The following is a 17,599-nucleotide window of genomic DNA, read 5'->3' as shown; positions in this document are numbered from 1 at the left end:
GCAGGCGCTATCCCCGAGGCATTCGCTCGAACGCCTGCAAGGACGGATCCATCGTATCCCAGGCATGGCCGCGGATCGTGTAGGTGACCACCTGCGGATTGAACTGGTCGGGGTCGTCAAGGCTGGTGGCGTTGATCGCGATCAGCTCCGGCATGGCGACGAATGTCAGGTAGACCGGCGTTCCGCAGGTCGGGCAGAAGGCATGGATCTTCTGGTTGCCACTGGCGCCCGCCACCCGCCAGGTGCTCGCCTCGCCGGTGATTGCCATATCGGCGCGCCGGCCGAAGGTCATATAGGATCCATGGCCCGTGCCGCTGCGCTTCTGGCAATCGATGCATTGGCAGTGGTTCTGGAAGATGGGCTCGCCGCTGGTTTCATAGCGGATCGCGCCGCATGCACAGCCGCCGGTATAGCGCTTGGTCATTGTCATTCTCCACTGGCTTTGTTCTGCGTGATATCGAAGGGCATCAGGCTGATTTCGGCTTGGCGAACAGGTCGATGCCGCTGCCGGTTTCCAGGAAGGATTTCATGCTCGACAGCACGGCCGGCCAGCCCTGGCTGACGCCCTTCGCCATGCCGCTGCCGGCTTCGAGTTCGTCATGGCTGACGGTCAGCCGCACCATGGTGTCGTATTCCTCGATGGCGAACGTCACCCGGCTGGTTTTCGACGGATCGTCGGCCTGCGAGGCGTTGGCCCAGGTGATGACGAGGCGGGTCGGTGGCGAGATCTCGACGACCTTGCCGACGAGTTCGAGGGTCCGTTCGTCGTTGGCGCGGATGTGTTCCCATTTCGATCCCGCCTTCCAGTCGGAGACGTTCTCGTGGCCCCAGTAGCGCCTTGCGACATCAGGCTTGATTATGGCCTCGAACACCTTCTGTGGCGTCGAGCGGATATAGGTCACGTAGACAAAGCTCGTGGTCTCTTTGGTCATTGGTCCTCTCCTTCGAGTTCTTGCTTCAGGTCGTGCAGCAGGCTGAGCCGCTGCCGTTCGAATTTCCGCACCCAGCGCTCGTAGACTTCGTGCAGTGGCACGGGGTTGATGAAATGCAGCTTTTCGCGGCCGCGCTTGACCGTGCTCACCAGATTGGCCGCCTCCAGCAGGTCGAGGTGCTGGGTGGCGGATTGCCTTGCCATGTCCAGGTGTTCGCAAAGCTGGCCGAGCGTCTGCCCGTTCTGCTCACACAGAAGGTCAAGCAGCCTTCTGCGTGTCGGGTCGCCCAGCGCTTTGAAAACCTTGTCGGCGTCCATCGGTCTCGCTCGTCTGTGAGGGATAATATGCAGGTAAATACCTGCATGTCAACCAGCAGTCAGCCCGGCATCGCAATGGATCAAAGCGAAGGCTGTTAGGACAGTCGGTCGTTCGACAAGCCGCGCATCGGCAAGGCTCCGCGTTTGGCGCCTGCTGCTTGGCAGGTCGTCATAGAGGCGCGGGGCGAAGATACGGGAGTCTCTGCGGGCCTCGTTGGAGCGCCGCCAGGCTGCTTTATCCGGCCTTGAGCATGATCTCCGGTGAAAACCGGATACCACTTTTCGGAATTATAGTTCGGTGCGCCTCAGATGCCCTCGACCAGCACGATTTCGCCGTCGGCGACCTTCTGGCGAATGGCGACGGCGCGCTGGTATTCCGGCGAGTGGTAGCAATCATGTGCGGCGGCGAGCGATTCGAACTCGATGATGACGTTGCGCGCCCGGCCGGGCCCTTCGGCCTTTTCATGCTCGCCGCCGCGCGCTAGGAATTTGACGTCGAAACGGTCGAAAGCGAGCTTGGCGGCGGCCACGTAGTCCTTGTAGCCTTCGGCGTCGCGCACATCGACACGAGCGATCCAGTATCCCTTGGGCATTTGTTGTCTCCGAAGTCGTTCTTTTGGAATTATGCCGAGCGCATTTCGTCAAGGATGGCTTCGGCCGCTGCGCGACGGTCGCTTGCCGCGACGATAGGCCGGCCGACGACGAGGTGGCTGGAGCCGTTGCGGATGGCCTGGCCCGGCGTCACCACGCGCTTCTGGTCGCCATGGTCGCTGCCGGCAGGCCGGATGCCTGGTGTCACCACCGCCAGGTCGGGCCCGACGATGCGGCGCACCGCTTCGGCTTCCGCCGCCGAGCAGACGATGCCGCCCATGCCGGCATGCAGTGCCTGTTCCGAGCGCCGCAGCACCAGCGTATGCGGGTCGTACTCATAGCCGACATCGATCATGTCCTGCTCGTCCATCGAGGTCAGCACGCTGACCGCAAGCAGGCAAAGGTCGCTGCCGCGCGCTGCTTCCACCGCCGCCGCCATCGCCTTGGGATAGGCGTGGATGGTCAGCATGGTCACACCCATCTTGACGATGTTCTCGACCCCCTTGGCCACCGTGTGGTCGATGTCGAGCAGCTTCATGTCGAGGAAGACCTTGGTGCCGCCGCTGGCCAGTTCCCTGGCGAAGTCGAGCCCGCCGGCGAAGGCCAGCTGGTAGCCGATCTTGTAGAAGGAGACGACGCCGTCGAGTTCGCGCACCGCCTGCTCGGCTTGCTTCACGGTCGGCACGTCGAGGCCGACGATGAGCCGGTCGCGCATGGTATCGGTGATCATGCCTCGATCCGGGTGGACAGCATGCGCGAGGTTTCGATCAGCGTGCGGCATAGGTGCTCCATCGATTTGTGCAGTCTTTCGTCGCGAAAATTGCCGTCCTCGTCGAAGGCGTCGCCGCCCTCCGGCACCGAGCATTCCGGCGTCACCACCTCCATCTGGCAGCGCACCAGAACGGAGCGCAGATGGTTGATGCAACGGATGCCGGCAAAGCGCCCGCTGGAGGATGAGCAGAGGCCGGCGACCTTGCCTGCAAGCGGCCTGACCGTGCGGCCACCATCCCTGCGCACCCGGCTCACCCAGTCGATCGTGTTCTTCAGCAGGGGCGGGATGGAGCCGTTATATTCGGGCGTGGCGATCAGCAGCCCGTCATGAGCGATCATCAGACGGCCGAGTTTCTGGGCGTTTTCGGGAACGCCCTTTTCCTTTTCCAAATCCTCGTCGAGGATAGGCAAGGGATAGTCGGCGAGCGAGATGCGGGTCACCTCGGCGCCCTGCATGGCAAGTTCCTTCTGCGCCACGTCGGCTGTCCTGCCGCTATAGGCGCCGCTGCGCACCGAGCCGGCGAAGACGAGGATTTTCGGGATCACTGCCATTGGCCACCCTTGTTCCCGGACAGGTACAGCCAGAGGTCCCTCAAATCAACGCCAACTTCGTCATCCCTGGGCGAAGCAGGAGCGAAGCTCCGTCGCGGAGACCCTGGGATCCATGCCGTGACAGCTATCGAGGAATGCAGCGGAACAGAATTCTGCACCGTTGTAACGCCTTGAAGTCGCGGCATGGATCCTCGGGTCTGCGCGGCGTCGCTACGCTCCTTGCTCCGCCCGTGGATGACGAAGTGATTGATGTTTAGGCCAATCGCCAAGGTATGCGGTCAGCACGAGAATCCGCGAACGGTTCTGCGTCGAGGAACTAATGCGCTTCGCGCCTATAGATCCACAGCTGCGTCGGCGGGATGTTGCGGAAGATGAAGTCGAAATGCTTGACCGTGTAGTCGCCGCGGCCGGCCGGGATCGGCGACATCGGGCCATAGGTCAGCTGCACGATGGGCCGTCCGGTCGGGATGCGGTCGAGCAGGCTCTCAATATAGGCGATGCGCTGGGCGACCGGAAAGTTGAGCAGCGGCACGCCCGAAACGACGGAATCGAAGATCATCCCGCTCTTGTCGCCAAGCGTGGCGTTGAGATTGAAGGCATCGCCCTCGATGACGTTGACGCCGGGATAGAGCCGCCGCAGGTGGCGCACGAAATCCGTGTTGTATTCGACCGCGTAGAGGTTTTCGGGCCGCACGCCCTGGGCGAGGATGGCGCGGGTGATGACGCCGGTGCCGGGACCGACCTCGAGCACCGGCAGGCCGGATTTCGGATTGACGATCGAAGCCATCTTGCGGGCGGTGATCGAACTGGTCGGCACGATCGAGCCGACCGTCTTCGGCTTGTCGATCCAGCCTTTGAAGAATTTGAGCTCGTCGTCGAACTTTTCGACAAGCGCCTTCCGCAGTCCAGGGCCACGTGTCATGCAAGTTCTCCTCAGTGCTCCCTGCAAGTTACTTAACACTTGAGCGGTGCAAGGCAAGGTGCGGCCGGGCGCATGTCGTGGATAAGATAGTTTTCGTCGCGTCTCATGGCGCGACGCGGGTCACGGATTTTGGCGGTCCAAACCGGTTTCCGCTGCTGGGCGACTTGCATCAACGCTCGCCGAAGGATTCGAAAAAATCCTTCATGCGGGCGAAAAAGCCGCTCGATTGGGGCGAATTGTCCTGCGAGGAGAGTTGTTCGAACTCCTCCAGCAGTTCGCGCTGGCGGCGGGTCAGGTTCTGCGGCGTCTCGACCGCGGTCTGGATGTAGAGGTCGCCGACATTGGGCTGGCGCAGCACCGGCATGCCCTTGCCCTTGAGGCGGAACTGGCGTCCGTTCTGGGTGCCTTCGGCCACTTTCACCTTGGTCTGCGTGCCATCCAGCGTCGTCACCTCGAAGGAGCCGCCAAGGGCGGCCGTCGTCATCGAGATCGGCACCTTGCAATAGAGGTCGGCTCCGTCGCGCTGGAAGAACTCGTGCGGCTTGACCGCCAGGAAAATATAGAGGTCGCCCGATGGCCCGCCGCGCAGGCCTGCCTCGCCCTCATTGGCAAGGCGGATGCGGGTGCCGTCCTCGATGCCGGCCGGGATGTTGACCGACAGCGACCGCTCCTCGGTGACGCGGCCCTGGCCGGCGCATTTTGGGCAAGGGTCCTTGATCGTCTGGCCGCGTCCCTGGCACTGCGGGCAGGTCCGCTCGATCGAGAAGAAGCCTTGCGTGGCGCGCACCTTGCCGTGGCCGTTGCACATCGAGCAGGTGACAGGCTGGGTGCCGGGCTTGGCGCCGCTGCCCGAACATTCAGAGCAGGAGATCGACGCCGGCACGCGGATTTGCGCGGTTTTTCCCGCGAAGGCTTCCTCCAGCGTGATTTCCATGTTGTAGCGCAAATCGGCGCCGCGCTCGCGGCCGCCCGACGAGCGGCGCTGGCGCCCGCCCATCATGTCGCCGAAAATATCCTCGAAGATGTCAGCGAAGCCGCCGGCGCCAAAGCCCTGCGCGCCGCCATTCATGCCGCCCTGCTCGAAGGCCGCATGGCCGAAGCGGTCATAGGCCGCGCGCTTCTGCGGGTCCTTCAGCGTCTCGTAGGCTTCGTTGATTTCCTTGAACTTGTGCTCGCAGGAATGATCGCCGGGATTGCGGTCGGGATGGAACTGCATGGCGAGCTTGCGGAAAGCGCTCTTGAGCTCCTTCTCATCGGCGCCTTTTTGCACGCCCAGCGTCTCGTAGAAATCAGCTTTCATTTTTTCCCGCTGTCCGGATGCTCAACGTCTTGAAGCCTTGTTGCGTCGTTTGCCGGCATTGCCGTTCCGATTTAGGTGCGATGGAAGCGGGATGCCAGTGTCGACGCGGCTTTGCCTGCATTTTTTCAGCAAGGCCCGCTGTTTTTCTGCAAGGGGTTGCAAAAAAGCCCGGCCTTCGCCGGGCTTTTCGCTTTATCTTGCCGTCAAACGGTTCAGGCCGACTTCTTCTTGTCGTCGTCCTCGTCGATTTCCTCGAAATCGGCATCGACCACATCGCTGTCCTTGGCGGCGTCCGCCTTGGCATCGGCTTCCGCCGCTTCCTTCTGCGAAGCCTCGTACATGGCCTGGCCAAGCTTCATCGAAGCCTCGGCAAGCGCCTGGCTCTTGGCCTCGATGTCGGCCGCGTCATCGCCTTCGGTCGCGGTTTTCAGCGCCGTGATCGCGTCGGAGATCGCCGTGCGCTCGGTTTCCGAAACCTTGTCGCCATATTCCTTCAGCGACTTCTCCGAGGAATGCAGCAGCGCTTCAGCCTGGTTGCGGGCTTCGACCAGCGCACGCCGCTTCTTGTCGGTCTCGGCATTGGCCTCGGCGTCCTTGACCATCTTCTCGATGTCGGCGTCCGAAAGACCACCCGATGCCTGGATGCGGATCTGGTGTTCCTTGCCGGTGCCCTTGTCCTTGGCCGAAACGTTGACGATGCCGTTGGCGTCGATGTCGAAGGTGACCTCGATCTGCGGCACGCCGCGCGGCGCCGGCGGGATGCCGACCAGGTCGAACTGGCCGAGCGCCTTGTTGTCTGCGGCCATTTCGCGCTCACCCTGGAAGACGCGGATGGTCACGGCCGACTGACTGTCCTCGGCCGTCGAGAACACCTGGCTCTTCTTGGTCGGGATCGTCGTGTTGCGCTCGATCAGGCGGGTGAAAACGCCACCCAGCGTCTCGATGCCGAGCGAAAGCGGCGTCACGTCGAGCAACAGCACGTCCTTGACGTCGCCCTGCAGCACGCCGGCCTGGATAGCGGCGCCGAGTGCGACGACCTCATCCGGATTGACGCCCTTGTGCGGCTCCTTGCCGAAGAACTGCTTCACGATCTCCTGGATCTTGGGCATGCGGGTCATGCCGCCGACCAGGACGACTTCGTCGATCTCGCCGGCCTTCAGGCCGGCATCCTTGAGCGCTGCCTTGCAAGGGGCAATCGTGCGCTGGACCAGGTCGTCGACCAGCTGCTCGAACTTGGCGCGCGTCAGCTTCAGCGTCAGATGCTTCGGCCCGGTCGCGTCGGCGGTGATGAAGGGCAGGTTGATTTCGGTCTGGGTGGTCGACGACAGCTCGATCTTGGCCTTTTCAGCCGCCTCCTTGAGGCGCTGCAGGGCGAGCTTGTCGTTCTTCAGGTCGATGCCCTGTTCCTTCTTGAACTCGGCCGCCAGATATTCGACCAGGCGCATGTCGAAATCCTCGCCGCCGAGGAAGGTGTCGCCATTGGTCGACTTGACCTCGAACACGCCGTCGCCGATTTCGAGCACCGAAATGTCGAACGTGCCGCCGCCAAGGTCATAGACGGCAATGGTCTTGCCTTCCTTCTTGTCGAGGCCGTAGGCAAGCGCCGCCGCGGTCGGCTCGTTGATGATGCGCAGCACTTCAAGGCCGGCGATCTTGCCGGCGTCCTTGGTTGCCTGGCGCTGGGCGTCGTTGAAATAGGCCGGAACGGTGATGACCGCCTTCTCGACCTTCTCACCGAGATAGGCTTCCGCCGTCTCCTTCATCTTCTGCAGGATCATGGCCGAAATCTGCGAGGGCGACTGTTTCCTGCCGCCGGCCTCGACCCAGGCATCGCCATTGTCGCCCTTGACGATCTTGTAGGGGACAAGCTTCTTGTCCTTCTCCGTCACCGGATCGTCATAGCGGCGGCCGATCAGGCGCTTGACCGCGAAGATGGTGTTTTCAGGATTGGTGACCGCCTGGCGCTTGGCCGGCTGGCCGACGAGACGTTCGTCGTCGCCGCTGATGGCGACGATGGAAGGCGTCGTGCGCGCGCCTTCCGCATTCTCGATCACCTTCGGCTCCTTGCCATCCATGATGGCGATACAGGAGTTGGTGGTGCCGAGATCGATACCGATTACTTTTGCCATTTTTCTAGTCTCTCCGCTAAGCAGGCTCTCAGGACCCGTACAGGCGTTCCAACGAAAGCCCCTGTTCACAAGAAATTCCGTTCCGGCAACCGGCATTCCGGCACCGAACGGCTTGGCGCGTATATAAGAACAGGCGGCATCGCGCGCAAGCATTCTGCGCAAGGCTTCCATGAACCTTTCCACCTCCGCCTGCGACTGATGTCCAGGTGCCGCATGGTGCGGCCCGGAAAGGAAGCCCCCAATGACCAACAACCCAGAGACTCCGCGGTCTCCGGGAACAACAGGAGCTCGGCGCGACCACCGCCTTCGGGACGGGGTCGATGCGCTGGGCTTTCCGCTGATTCCGTTGACCCTGCGTAAGAGCAGGCGTATCGTGATAATGAGGAAAGCAGACAATTCGATCAGGGAAGAACGAGCCGGAACGCCGCGCCTTGCCCTGATTTGCGCGGCCAGACCGGACGTTTCTCCCGTCGACTACGGGGGGAGTGTCATGTCTCGCATCCGCGGCTCGTTCGTGTCGTCTCTTGAGGGTCGTTTGCGTCGTGCCGCGCATGCTGGCGGCGGACTGTTGGCGCTGGCGCTCGCCGCCGGCCTGTGGCTGGGTGGCGCCGCGCAGGCGCAGGAAACCCAGATCATCTATCCCGGCTCGATGGCGGTGACCGGATTTTCCGGCACCATCATTCCCAATTTCGACCCCCCTGATTCCGAAAAAGGGGGCCTGCCGCCCGGCGTCGATCCGATCGACGAAACCTTCATCGATACCACGCGCGCCACCTTGCGCGTGTTCGACGTTTCCCACCTGGGCGGACCGGCCGCCGGCCAGCTCGTTTTCACGCCGCCGCCTTTCGAGGTGACGGCAGAGCAGATCGGCCAGGTGTTCGGCGTCACCTATGATGACGGCGTGCGCGACGGCGTCCCGTCCGGCATTCCCAATCTCTATGCCGGCGCCACCTCGCTGCACGGCATCCGCATCGTCACCCCGGACGCCGACGATGACGGTCGCCCCGAGCGGCAGCGCCGCGGCGCGGCCGGCGCCACCTTCATGGATGGCCAGTTCGGCACCGAAAACGGTGGCGGGCCGGGCACCATCTGGAAGATCGACGGCATCACCGGCCAGGTCTCCAAATTCGCCGACATCGACACCAACAGCGGTCCCGGCATCGGCAATCTCACCTTCGATGCCAGCCACCGCCAGTTCTTTGCGTCCGACCTCGACACCGGCCTGATCCATCGCATCGACGCCGACGGCAGGCTGATCGACAGCTTCGACCATGGCGTTGCCGGCCGCCCGGCGCATGGGCTCGCTCCCGTCGCCGACGACGGGTCGGTGATGGACATACAGGGCGCGGCCTTCGACAGCGAAGACCCCGACAGCTGGGGCTACACGCAGGACGAGCGCCGCATCTGGGCCGTCTCCTATCATGGTGGCCGGCTCTACTACTCTGTCGGCGAAAAGTCGGAAATCTGGTCGGTGGGCATTGCCCGCGACGGCACCTTTGCCGGCGACCCGCGCTGGGAACTGACGGTCAAGGCCGACAAGGACTACGCCGTCACGGATATCGCCTTCGACAACAGCGGCTTCATGTACCTGGCCCAGCGCGGCCCGGTCGAAAACCGCTACGATTACAGCCAGTTCGCCGATTCCGGCAAGGGCGAGGTCATCCGCTACTGGCGTGAGAACCCGGACGATCCGGCAACGGAATCGGTCTGGGTGGAAATGCCGCAGGAATATGCGATCGGCTTCCCGCAGGGCAACCGGCAGTCGGCCGGCGGTCTCGACCTGCAATATGGCTATGATGCCGATGGCAATCTCGACACCTCGGTGTGCACGCAGACGCTGGTCAACACCGGCGACAAGCTGCGCGACAATCCGGCTCTCGCCGAACAGCTAGCCGCCGGCGGGCCGCTCGCCGTGCACGGCGTGCAGATCACGCCCAAGGAGCTGGTCAAACCGGCCAACGTGCCGCCCTTCGGCTCCTGGTTCGTCGACTTCGACGGCTATTTCGAAGATCCCGAGGTCGAGGGACATGTCGGCGACGTCGCCGTCTGGCACCCCTGCGAGGGCCGCGCCGGCTACTATGAAGAAATCCCGGGCGGCTATCTGCCCCCCTTCTACCCGCCGGACTTCCCACCGCCCGGCAATCTGCCTCCGTGCATCGATGTCGAAGACGTCCAGTTTTACTGCACGCCTTCCGGCCTCGAGGCCGATCTCTATCTCCATGACCATGCCGGCTTCGGCGGCGATTCGATCAAGGCCCAGTCCAGGACGCCAGGCGTCGGGGTAACCACCCGGCAGTCGCATGAGCCCGGCAAGCCTTACACGATCGACATCACCGGCCACTATCCGGGCGACACAGTCGATGTCGGGCTCTGTTTCTACAGGAAGTCCGACAAGGACAAGGGTGGCTACTACCCTTGCTGCAAGATGACTTTGCCGCTCAGAACCCCAGCCGTCAGCTGCGAACGTTGAGGAGGGGAAGATGAAAAATCTCGCACTCTCCCAGTTCGCAACGAACAACAACTCAACCGTCATGGAGACGATCATGAAACCCCTGTCATACGCCAGGCGCGGCGCGCGCTGGCTGATGGCGGCCGGTATCGCGGTCGCCATGCTCACCCCGGTGCAAGGCTTTGCGGAAGACGCTGCCCCGATCACCCCGGAGCTGAAGCTCGATCTCGACAGTTCGCGCGTCATCACTCCGAGGCCCGACCGGGTCGTGCCCTTCTTCACCAAGAAAGGCACTCAAAGAGGCTGCGACTACGTCGTTTATTCGCTGAGCTTCGGCCTGCGCGGCGATCCGCAGGGCCTTGCCGACCCAAGCCTCGAGGCCAGGCTGAAGAAGGTCCGGGTCGACTTCAAGGACCAGCTTCCGCACGGCCTTGAGATCGTCAACGTCAATGTGTCCGGCGACGGCACGGATTCGTCCGGCGGACCGCTGCCGGGGGCGACGATCAGCACGTCGGCAAATCCGAACGATACTGCCACGGTTTCCGATTTCCGCATCTCCGCTTCCGATCTCGACGGCGTCGGCGCTCCCAACGAGCGCGTCATCAACTTCGCGATCACGGCCAAGATCGATCATGCGGCATTTCCCGCGCCGACGATCGTCGACAACCAGGGCATGATCAAGGTGACGGCCGGACCGGGCACGGGGACCATCATCCCGTCGCAGGATCCGAGCAAGCCCGACGACGGCGACTTCAAGACCGGCGTGAAGACCTCGATCAAGATCGACGTCACCAAGTGCAACCCGCCACCGCCACCTCCCGGCAAGGAATGCTTCAAGGTGGAACGCGGCACGGTCGATTGCGTGCCCGGCGGCGGCGCCTTCATCTACCACATGCCGGTCGGCCCGGAGATGGGCGGCAAGTGGGTGCAGGTGTCGACGACCACGCCCGGCATCACCATCATCCCCGACACCCAACTGGTGCCGGCGGGCGGCGGTGTGCTCAACTGGAAGATCGTCGGCGCATCGCCCGGCGACGTCATCCACCTCATCGTCACCGGCATCGAAACCTATGCCGGTCCGAAGGAAGGCTGGGGCCTGTGCTGCACGCAGACGATCGACATCGTCATCCCGCGTGACCAGAGGTGCCCGCCCAAGGACAAGGAGCCGGACCTCAAGGTCGAGAAACGCGCCGACGTGACGCGTTGCACGATGGGTGGCGGCTGCGACTTCACCATCAGGGTCACCAATGTCGGCACCGGTGCCTACCACGGCAAGATCGTGCTCGACGAGGTGACGCTGCCGGCCGGATCCACGCTCGATTCTGGGCCCAATCCGCCCTGGGTCTGCGTACCCGGCGTCACCCCGATGACGTGCACCTATCCGGTGACCACGCTCAACCCGGGGGCCTCCGTCGACCTCAAGCTCGGCTTCAAGCCGGCCGGAGGCTGGCAAGGCAGCGTCTTGCGCAACTGCGCCACCTATAATTATGGGGCCAGCGGCAAGCCGCTTTTCGGCAGCCAGTCGAACGATCGCGGCTGTGCCTCGATCCCGATCTGCCGGCGTGGCGACCGTGACCGCGACTGCCAGCCGCCGGTCGAAAAGAAGGTCGACCTGATCCTGAAGAAGCGTGCCCGCATCCCGGTCTGCACGGCCGACGGCATCTGCTATTTCGTGATCGACATCATCAACAACGGCACATCAACCTATAACGGGCCGCTGACGGTGATCGACAGCTATCCGGGCGGCGCGCCGTCCTCCTCGACCTTCGGCCCGAGCCCGCCCTGGACATGCGGACCGAACGGCCCCGGCCAGTTCCGCTGCGACAATGCGGGGATCTCGCTGCCTCCGGGCGCCTCGACACCGATCGTCGTCAAGGCGGTCATGCCGGCCGGCTACCAGTCGGACACGGTGGAGAACTGCGCCGCGGTGAAGGCCGTTCCTGGTGAAAACGACCTCACCAACAACAAGGCCTGCGCCAAGGAACGCTTCCGCCATCCCAATGGCGGCAAGCCGACCCTGCGCATCACCAAGGTGTGCAACGGCTCGCTCGCCGGTGCTGCGGTCATTTCTTGCCGCATCACCGTCATCAGCCTTGGCAACGCTGCCCCCACCGGTCCGGTGCGGGTCAACGATGCCGCCACGCTGGTGGCCGGCGGCGCGCCCGTCCAGATCCAGACCGTCACCCCCGACGGCGCGGAATGGGCGTGCGGACCGGTTCCGGCCAATGCGCTGTCGTGCCAGATTCCCGGTGCCGTGATGACACCTGGAACCAGCCGCCACTTCGACGTGACGGTCTCGGCGAATGGCGCGTTCGAGAACTGCGCGCGCGGTTCGTATGGTCCGGCGCCCGGCGACGACATCGTCTATCCGATCGGCCAGGCCTGCGCCAAGGGCGGTGGTACCTCGACCATCCGTGTCGAGAAGACCGGCGACCGCGAATGCAAGCTCGGCCAACCCTGCTCGTTCGAGATCACCATCACCAATGACGGGACGACCCCCTTCTCGGGTCCGGTCCGTATCGGTGATGCGATCGGCGTGGACGGGTTGGGCAGGCTGGAGGGCGTTGCGATCACGTCGATCGATCCGCCCTTCGGCTGCTCGCCGGAACCGGCAACCTTGCCGCTGTCCTGCATTGCCAACCTGACGCTCGGCGCAGGCGAAAGCCAGGTGCACCATGTCACCGTGGTCATTCCCGACGACGGCCGCCTGGCCAATCTGCAGGGCAACGTCAGCGGCCAGAACTGCGTCGGCGTGCTGTCTCCCGACACGCGGGTGCAAGGCGGCGGTGACGTGCTTGGCGGTGACCAGACCAATGTGCAGGGCGATCGCGGCAAGGCCTATGCTTGCCATCCCTTCACCATCAGCCAGGAGACGAAGAAGGAATGCTCGCAAGGCTTCGTCATGAACGACGCCGGCCGCTGCGTCTGCCCGGAAGGCACAACCTTCCGCAACGGCCAGTGCACCGGCGGTGGTACCAATATTCTGCCAACGCCGCCGCCGCCGAAGCGCTGCGTGCTGCTCGAAGGCCAGATCCGCACCGAGGACGGACGCTGCGTCTGCCCACGCGGAACCGGGCTTGAGAACGGCAAATGCGTCAGGACCGACAAGCCCGAGCAGTGCACCATCCGTGGCCAGGTCCACAATTCGGATGGCGATTGCGTCTGCCCCAGGGGCACGGAAGTCAGGGACAATGCCTGCCGTCCGATCCGTCCGAAGCCCGAGCAATGCACGATCCGTGGCCAGGTCCACAATTCGGACGGCGATTGTGTCTGTCCGAGAGGGACCGAGGTGCGCAATGGCGCTTGCCGTCCGATCCGGCCGAAGCCTGAGCAGTGCACCATCCGTGGTCAGATCTACGACGCGAATGGAGACTGCGTCTGCCCGAGAGGGACCGAGGTGCGCAATGGCGCCTGCCGCCCGATCCAGCCGAAGCCTGAGCAATGCACCATCCGTGGCCAGGTCCACGACGCCAACGGCAATTGTGTCTGCCCGAGGGGTACCGAGGTGCAGGGCAATGCCTGCCGGCGCAAGCAGCCGACGCAGGAGCAGTGCGACATACGCGGCCAGGTCCACAACAAGCGCGGCGAGTGTGTCTGTCCGCGTGGGACTGAGGTGATCAACGGCGCATGCCGCAAGCCCAGGCAGGAGGTGGAATGCGCACCGGGCTCACAGATGATCAATGGCCAGTGCCAGCCGATCATCAGGCGGCGCTGCCCGGAAGGCACGATCGGGCGGTATCCGAACTGCCGGCCGATCCGCGGGCAACCGTCTCTGGAGCTCAACCCGGGCCTGCTGCTGCAGCAGGTACTGCCACGGCGCCAGCCGCAGGTCGAACAGCAGCAGGATCCGGATCCAAACAGAATCCTGAAACTCCAGCAGCAATAATCATCTGCTTGACGCCAGACCAGAAACCCGCCGGAGCAATCCGGCGGGTTTTTCTTGTGGCTCGGGGGCAAGCGGAAATTGGCTGCGACCCGATCGGAGACGCCACAACACCGCCCGGCCCGTGCAGCGACCGTGCCCGCGCACTCGACAAGTCGGCTGGAGCGCATTAGGCAGTCGATCCAGAGTGGCCGGATGAAAAGGGCGCTCGGAAAGGCCGCACCCATGAGCAGAAAGACCTTGATCGCACCCTCGGTGCTGGCGTCGGATTTTTCCAGGCTCGGCGATGAGGTCGAAGCGGTGGTGGCGGCCGGCGCCGACTGGATCCATCTCGATGTGATGGACGGGCATTTCGTCCCCAACATCACCTTTGGCCCGCCGGTGATCAAGGCGATCCGCAACCGCACCAAGGCCTTCTTCGACTGCCATCTGATGATTGCCCCGGCCGACCCCTATCTGGCCGCTTTCGCCGAGGCCGGCTGTGACGGCTTGACCGTGCATGCCGAGGCCGGGCCGCATCTCGATCGCTCGCTGCAGACCATCAGGAACCTTGGCAAGAAGGCCGGGGTGTCGCTCAATCCGGCAACGCCTGAAAGCGTGGTCGAATATGTGCTCGACCGGCTCGACCTGATCCTGATCATGACCGTCAATCCGGGCTTTGGCGGCCAGGCCTTCATTCCGGCGATCGTCGACAAGGTGAAGCGGGTCAAGGCGCTGATTGGCGACCGGCCGATCCGCATCGAGATCGACGGCGGTGTTTCAGCCGAAACCGCGCCGCTGGTCACCGCTGCCGGCGCCGACGTGCTGGTGGCTGGCGCCGCCATTTTCAAAGGCGGCAGTGTCGAAGCCTACCGGCAAAACATCCAGGCGATCAGGATGGCAGCCGACAACGCAGCCGGCTAACTCGCGGCGCATCGCGTCTTCCGGGCTTCGATCCTCGATGGCATTGCGCCCGGAAGCAGCGGCGGCCTGATTCGGCTTCACTGTTCGCCGCCTGTGCGCGCAACAGAACAGGTGGTCTCACGCACATACAAAAGAACAGGAAGAACAGATTCTCCTGCGTGCATACAAAACATGTTAAGTTTCCGCAGGTTGTGGGAATGCGCGGAATTACAGCATTGATCTCCGAAATGCCGCATATTCCTTCGTGCTAAAGTACAATAGCGTGATCTTCTGCTTGAGCACGCGACGGCGCGCGTTATATGGTACAAGTACGAAAAGGCGAATGCTGTCGGACTCGAATTGCCCAGGACAAGTTTTTGGGAGAAGGAGTCGCTGTGACATACGGAGCTGCCAATCTGAACGACGACGCCGCAGGAGCCAAGAGCACGCTTGCCAGCACGGTCTATCAGCAATTGCGTGACGACCTTCTCGGTGGTGTTCTTGAAGCCGAGAGCAAGCTGCGGGTCGAATGGGTGGTCTCCAAATATGGGGCTGGCGCTTCCCCTGTCCGCGAGGCTCTCAATCGCCTCGCCTCGGAAGGGCTTCTCGGCCGGCACGACCAGCGTGGCTTCTTCATCATGCCGGTCAGCGCATCGGAACTCGAGGAGCTGACGCGTACCCGCTGCTGGCTGGAGGAGCGGGCGCTTCGCGAATCCATCGCCCACCGCACCGCCGAATGGGAAGAACAGCTCGTCCTGGCGCTGCATCGCCTCGGGCGCGCGTCACGTCTTTCGCCGCAAAATCTCTTTTCACTCAATCCGGATTGGGAGCGGTTGCACCGCATCTTCCACAGGGTGCTGATTTCGGCCTGCCGGTCGCAATGGCTGGTGGGGTTCTGCGATCAGCTTTCCGATCACGCCTATCGCTACCGGCAAATGGCCAATGATGGCGAAAGCATCCAGCGCGACGATTTCGGCGAGCATCGCCTCATCGCCGAATGTGCCCTGGATGGCAATGCCGACGGTGCTGTCGAGGCGCTGATCAATCACTACCAGTTGACCGCTGCCATGTGCATGGAACGCTTCAGCCAGGGCGAAGGATCAAAGGCGGTCGCCGGCAGAGCCGAGCGCGCCCGGCGATAGCGGTCGTTTTCCCGGCGGGTCTTTTGCCGCCCATTGCCCGCTACCCCTGGCGTTGGCCCGACTGGCGTGAGCCATCGTCTGCGGTCTTGACGGCGCGGCTGGGAATCGCGAACTCTTCGCCGCCAATGCATGCCGCTCGAAAAGCATGCCCGGCGCCGCCGTTTCAGCCACCCCAGGGAAGTCCTTATGAGCAATCATCTGTTCGATGCGTTCCGGTCCCGGATGCCGGCGCCAGGGCGCCTGCTGATGGAAACCGATGATGGCGGCTCGCTCACCTATGGCGATATGCTGGCGCGCTCGGCGCAGCTGGCGCATGCGCTCTTGCAGTTGGATGTCGAACCCGGTAACCGCGTTGCCGTGCAGGTCGAGAAGAGCCCGGAAGCGGTCCTGCTCTATCTCGCCTGCCTGCGCGCCGGCGCCGTCTTCCTGCCGCTCAACACCGCCTACACACTGGCCGAGCTGGAGTACTTCTTCAGCGACGCAGCGCCACGCCTGGTCGTTTGCGATCCGGCAAGGGCAGCCGACATCGCAGCGTTGGCGGGAAAATCGGGCGCCACCACCGTCACGCTCGGCCGCGACGGCGAGGGATCGCTGACCGATCAGGCTTCGCGGCTGCCGGCGGATTTCCATGACGTGGCGCGCGGGCCGGACGACCTCGCGGCGATCCTCTACACGTCAGGAACCACCGGCCGCTCGAAAGGCGCCACGCTCAGCCACGAGAACCTTGCCTCCAACGCGCGGGTGCTGGTCGAGCACTGGCGCTTCACCGGAGACGACGTGCTGATCCACGCGTTGCCGATCTTCCACACGCACGGCCTGTTCGTCGCCACCAACGTCATCCTGATGGCTGGCGCCTCGATGCTGTTCGAGCAGAAATTCGATCCGGCCCGCATCGTCTCGCTGCTGCCGCGCGCCACGGCCCTGATGGGCGTGCCGACCTTCTATGTGCGCCTGTTGCAGCAGGATGGGCTGGACCGCGAGGCGGCGAAAACCATCCGTGTGTTCATTTCCGGTTCGGCGCCGCTGCTGGCCGAGACACACAAGGCCTGGCGCGAGCGCACCGGCCACGCGATCCTCGAACGCTACGGCATGACCGAGACCAACATGAACACCTCGAACCCCTATGACGGCGAGCGGCGCGCCGGTACGGTCGGTTTCCCCTTGCCAGGCGTCACGCTTCGCATCGCAGATCCCGACAGCGGCGCAGCGCTTGCCCAAGGCGCGGTCGGCATGATCGAGGTCAAAGGCCCCAACGTCTTCGGCGGCTATTGGCGCATGCCGGAGAAGACCAAGGCGGAATTCCGCGCCGACGGCTTCTTCATCACGGGCGACCTCGGCATCATCGACGCCGACGGCTACGTCCACATCGTCGGGCGTGGCAAGGACCTGATCATTTCCGGCGGCTACAACATCTATCCGAAGGAACTCGAAAGCGAGATCGACGCGCTTGACGGGGTTAGCGAAAGCGCCGTCATCGGCGTTGCCCATCCGGACTTCGGCGAAGGCGTCACCGCCGTCGTGGTGCGGGCGCCGTCATCGCAGATCACCGGAGCCGAAATCCTCGGCGCCATCGCTGAACGCGTGGCGAAATACAAGCACCCGAAGCGGGTGATCTTCGTCGACGAGCTGCCACGCAACACCATGGGCAAGGTGCAGAAGAACCTGCTGCGCGACACCTACAAGGGCCTCTATGCCTCCTAGGGGAATTTCAGGAAAAGTGTGAAACGGT

14 protein-coding genes are annotated in these 17,599 nt (G+C 63.6%); 5 read left to right on the top strand and 9 right to left on the bottom strand.

Annotation, left to right across the window (positions count from 1 at the left end; genetic code table 11):
* Positions 1-7: 7 nt before the first annotated feature.
* The 9 genes from FCU66_RS31160 to dnaK all read right to left on the bottom strand — a co-directional run bounded on the left by FCU66_RS31160 (position 8) and on the right by dnaK (position 7,514).
* Positions 8-424: a GFA family protein gene (locus FCU66_RS31160; RefSeq protein WP_136619567.1), complete on the bottom strand. Its 417-nt coding sequence runs from the start codon at positions 422-424 to the stop codon at positions 8-10.
* A 43-nt stretch (positions 425-467) separates the two neighbouring features.
* Positions 468-932 carry an SRPBCC family protein gene (locus tag FCU66_RS31155; protein WP_136619566.1) on the bottom strand — a complete coding sequence of 155 codons (465 nt, stop codon included), beginning with the start codon at positions 930-932 and terminating at the stop codon, positions 468-470.
* Complete coding sequence (locus FCU66_RS31150; RefSeq protein WP_136619565.1) at positions 929-1,249, bottom strand: ArsR/SmtB family transcription factor; 321 nt, start codon at positions 1,247-1,249, stop codon at positions 929-931. The genes FCU66_RS31155 and FCU66_RS31150 overlap by 4 nt, the downstream gene beginning before the upstream one ends.
* 305 nt (positions 1,250-1,554) lie before the next feature.
* Complete coding sequence (locus tag FCU66_RS31145; RefSeq protein ID WP_136619564.1) at positions 1,555-1,842, bottom strand: DUF1330 domain-containing protein; 288 nt, start codon at positions 1,840-1,842, stop codon at positions 1,555-1,557.
* Positions 1,843-1,871: 29 nt separating this feature from the next.
* Positions 1,872-2,570: an orotidine-5'-phosphate decarboxylase gene (pyrF, locus tag FCU66_RS31140; protein WP_136619563.1), complete on the bottom strand. Its 699-nt coding sequence runs from the start codon at positions 2,568-2,570 to the stop codon at positions 1,872-1,874.
* Positions 2,567-3,163, bottom strand: coding sequence for an NADPH-dependent FMN reductase (locus tag FCU66_RS31135; RefSeq protein ID WP_136619562.1), 597 nt, complete (start codon positions 3,161-3,163; stop codon positions 2,567-2,569). Before FCU66_RS31135 ends, pyrF begins: the two co-directional genes overlap by 4 nt.
* 316 nt (positions 3,164-3,479) lie before the next feature.
* A complete protein-coding gene (pmtA, locus tag FCU66_RS31125; RefSeq protein ID WP_136619560.1) occupies positions 3,480-4,085 on the bottom strand; it encodes a phospholipid N-methyltransferase PmtA in 606 nt (201 codons plus the stop codon).
* Between the two features lie 169 nt (positions 4,086-4,254).
* Positions 4,255-5,385, bottom strand: coding sequence for a molecular chaperone DnaJ (dnaJ, locus tag FCU66_RS31120; protein ID WP_136619559.1), 1,131 nt, complete (start codon positions 5,383-5,385; stop codon positions 4,255-4,257).
* A gap of 212 nt (positions 5,386-5,597) precedes the next feature.
* Complete coding sequence (gene dnaK, locus FCU66_RS31115) at positions 5,598-7,514, bottom strand: molecular chaperone DnaK (protein WP_136619558.1); 1,917 nt, start codon at positions 7,512-7,514, stop codon at positions 5,598-5,600.
* A 490-nt stretch (positions 7,515-8,004) separates the two neighbouring features.
* On the opposite strand from dnaK, the gene FCU66_RS31110 reads away from it, so the two are divergent.
* The 5 genes from FCU66_RS31110 (at position 8,005) to FCU66_RS31090 (ending at position 17,571) form a co-directional block, all read left to right on the top strand.
* Positions 8,005-9,984, top strand: coding sequence for an NHL repeat-containing protein (locus FCU66_RS31110; protein ID WP_136619557.1), 1,980 nt, complete (start codon positions 8,005-8,007; stop codon positions 9,982-9,984).
* A gap of 10 nt (positions 9,985-9,994) precedes the next feature.
* Positions 9,995-13,849: a DUF7929 domain-containing protein gene (locus FCU66_RS31105; protein ID WP_136619556.1), complete on the top strand. Its 3,855-nt coding sequence runs from the start codon at positions 9,995-9,997 to the stop codon at positions 13,847-13,849.
* A gap of 222 nt (positions 13,850-14,071) precedes the next feature.
* Positions 14,072-14,749 (top strand): ribulose-phosphate 3-epimerase, encoded by a 678-nt coding sequence (gene rpe, locus FCU66_RS31100; protein ID WP_136619555.1) that lies wholly within the window; start codon positions 14,072-14,074, stop codon positions 14,747-14,749.
* 374 nt (positions 14,750-15,123) lie between these two features.
* Positions 15,124-15,870, top strand: a complete 747-nt coding sequence (locus FCU66_RS31095; protein WP_136619554.1) for a GntR family transcriptional regulator — start codon at positions 15,124-15,126, stop codon at positions 15,868-15,870.
* 186 nt (positions 15,871-16,056) lie between these two features.
* On the top strand, positions 16,057-17,571 hold the full coding sequence (locus FCU66_RS31090; RefSeq protein WP_136619553.1) for a malonate--CoA ligase: 1,515 nt from the start codon (positions 16,057-16,059) through the stop codon (positions 17,569-17,571).
* Positions 17,572-17,599 lie beyond the last annotated feature (28 nt).

This window comes from Mesorhizobium norvegicum (assembly GCF_004919685.1).
Classification (GTDB): domain Bacteria; phylum Pseudomonadota; class Alphaproteobacteria; order Rhizobiales; family Rhizobiaceae; genus Mesorhizobium; species Mesorhizobium norvegicum.
This window is presented reverse-complemented; position numbering and strand designations above follow the sequence as displayed.

Coding starts and splice junctions, on each gene's coding strand:
- FCU66_RS31150 (WP_136619565.1), bottom strand. CDS start 1,249: ATGGACGCCGACAAGGTTTTCAAAGCGCTGGGCGACCCGACACGCAGA.
- FCU66_RS31105 (WP_136619556.1), top strand. CDS start 9,995: ATGAAAAATCTCGCACTCTCCCAGTTCGCAACGAACAACAACTCAACC.
- pyrF (WP_136619563.1), bottom strand. CDS start 2,570: ATGATCACCGATACCATGCGCGACCGGCTCATCGTCGGCCTCGACGTG.
- pmtA (WP_136619560.1), bottom strand. CDS start 4,085: ATGACACGTGGCCCTGGACTGCGGAAGGCGCTTGTCGAAAAGTTCGAC.
- FCU66_RS31110 (WP_136619557.1), top strand. CDS start 8,005: ATGTCTCGCATCCGCGGCTCGTTCGTGTCGTCTCTTGAGGGTCGTTTG.
- rpe (WP_136619555.1), top strand. CDS start 14,072: ATGAGCAGAAAGACCTTGATCGCACCCTCGGTGCTGGCGTCGGATTTT.
- dnaJ (WP_136619559.1), bottom strand. CDS start 5,385: ATGAAAGCTGATTTCTACGAGACGCTGGGCGTGCAAAAAGGCGCCGAT.
- FCU66_RS31090 (WP_136619553.1), top strand. CDS start 16,057: ATGAGCAATCATCTGTTCGATGCGTTCCGGTCCCGGATGCCGGCGCCA.
- FCU66_RS31135 (WP_136619562.1), bottom strand. CDS start 3,163: ATGGCAGTGATCCCGAAAATCCTCGTCTTCGCCGGCTCGGTGCGCAGC.
- dnaK (WP_136619558.1), bottom strand. CDS start 7,514: ATGGCAAAAGTAATCGGTATCGATCTCGGCACCACCAACTCCTGTATC.
- FCU66_RS31155 (WP_136619566.1), bottom strand. CDS start 932: ATGACCAAAGAGACCACGAGCTTTGTCTACGTGACCTATATCCGCTCG.
- FCU66_RS31145 (WP_136619564.1), bottom strand. CDS start 1,842: ATGCCCAAGGGATACTGGATCGCTCGTGTCGATGTGCGCGACGCCGAA.
- FCU66_RS31160 (WP_136619567.1), bottom strand. CDS start 424: ATGACCAAGCGCTATACCGGCGGCTGTGCATGCGGCGCGATCCGCTAT.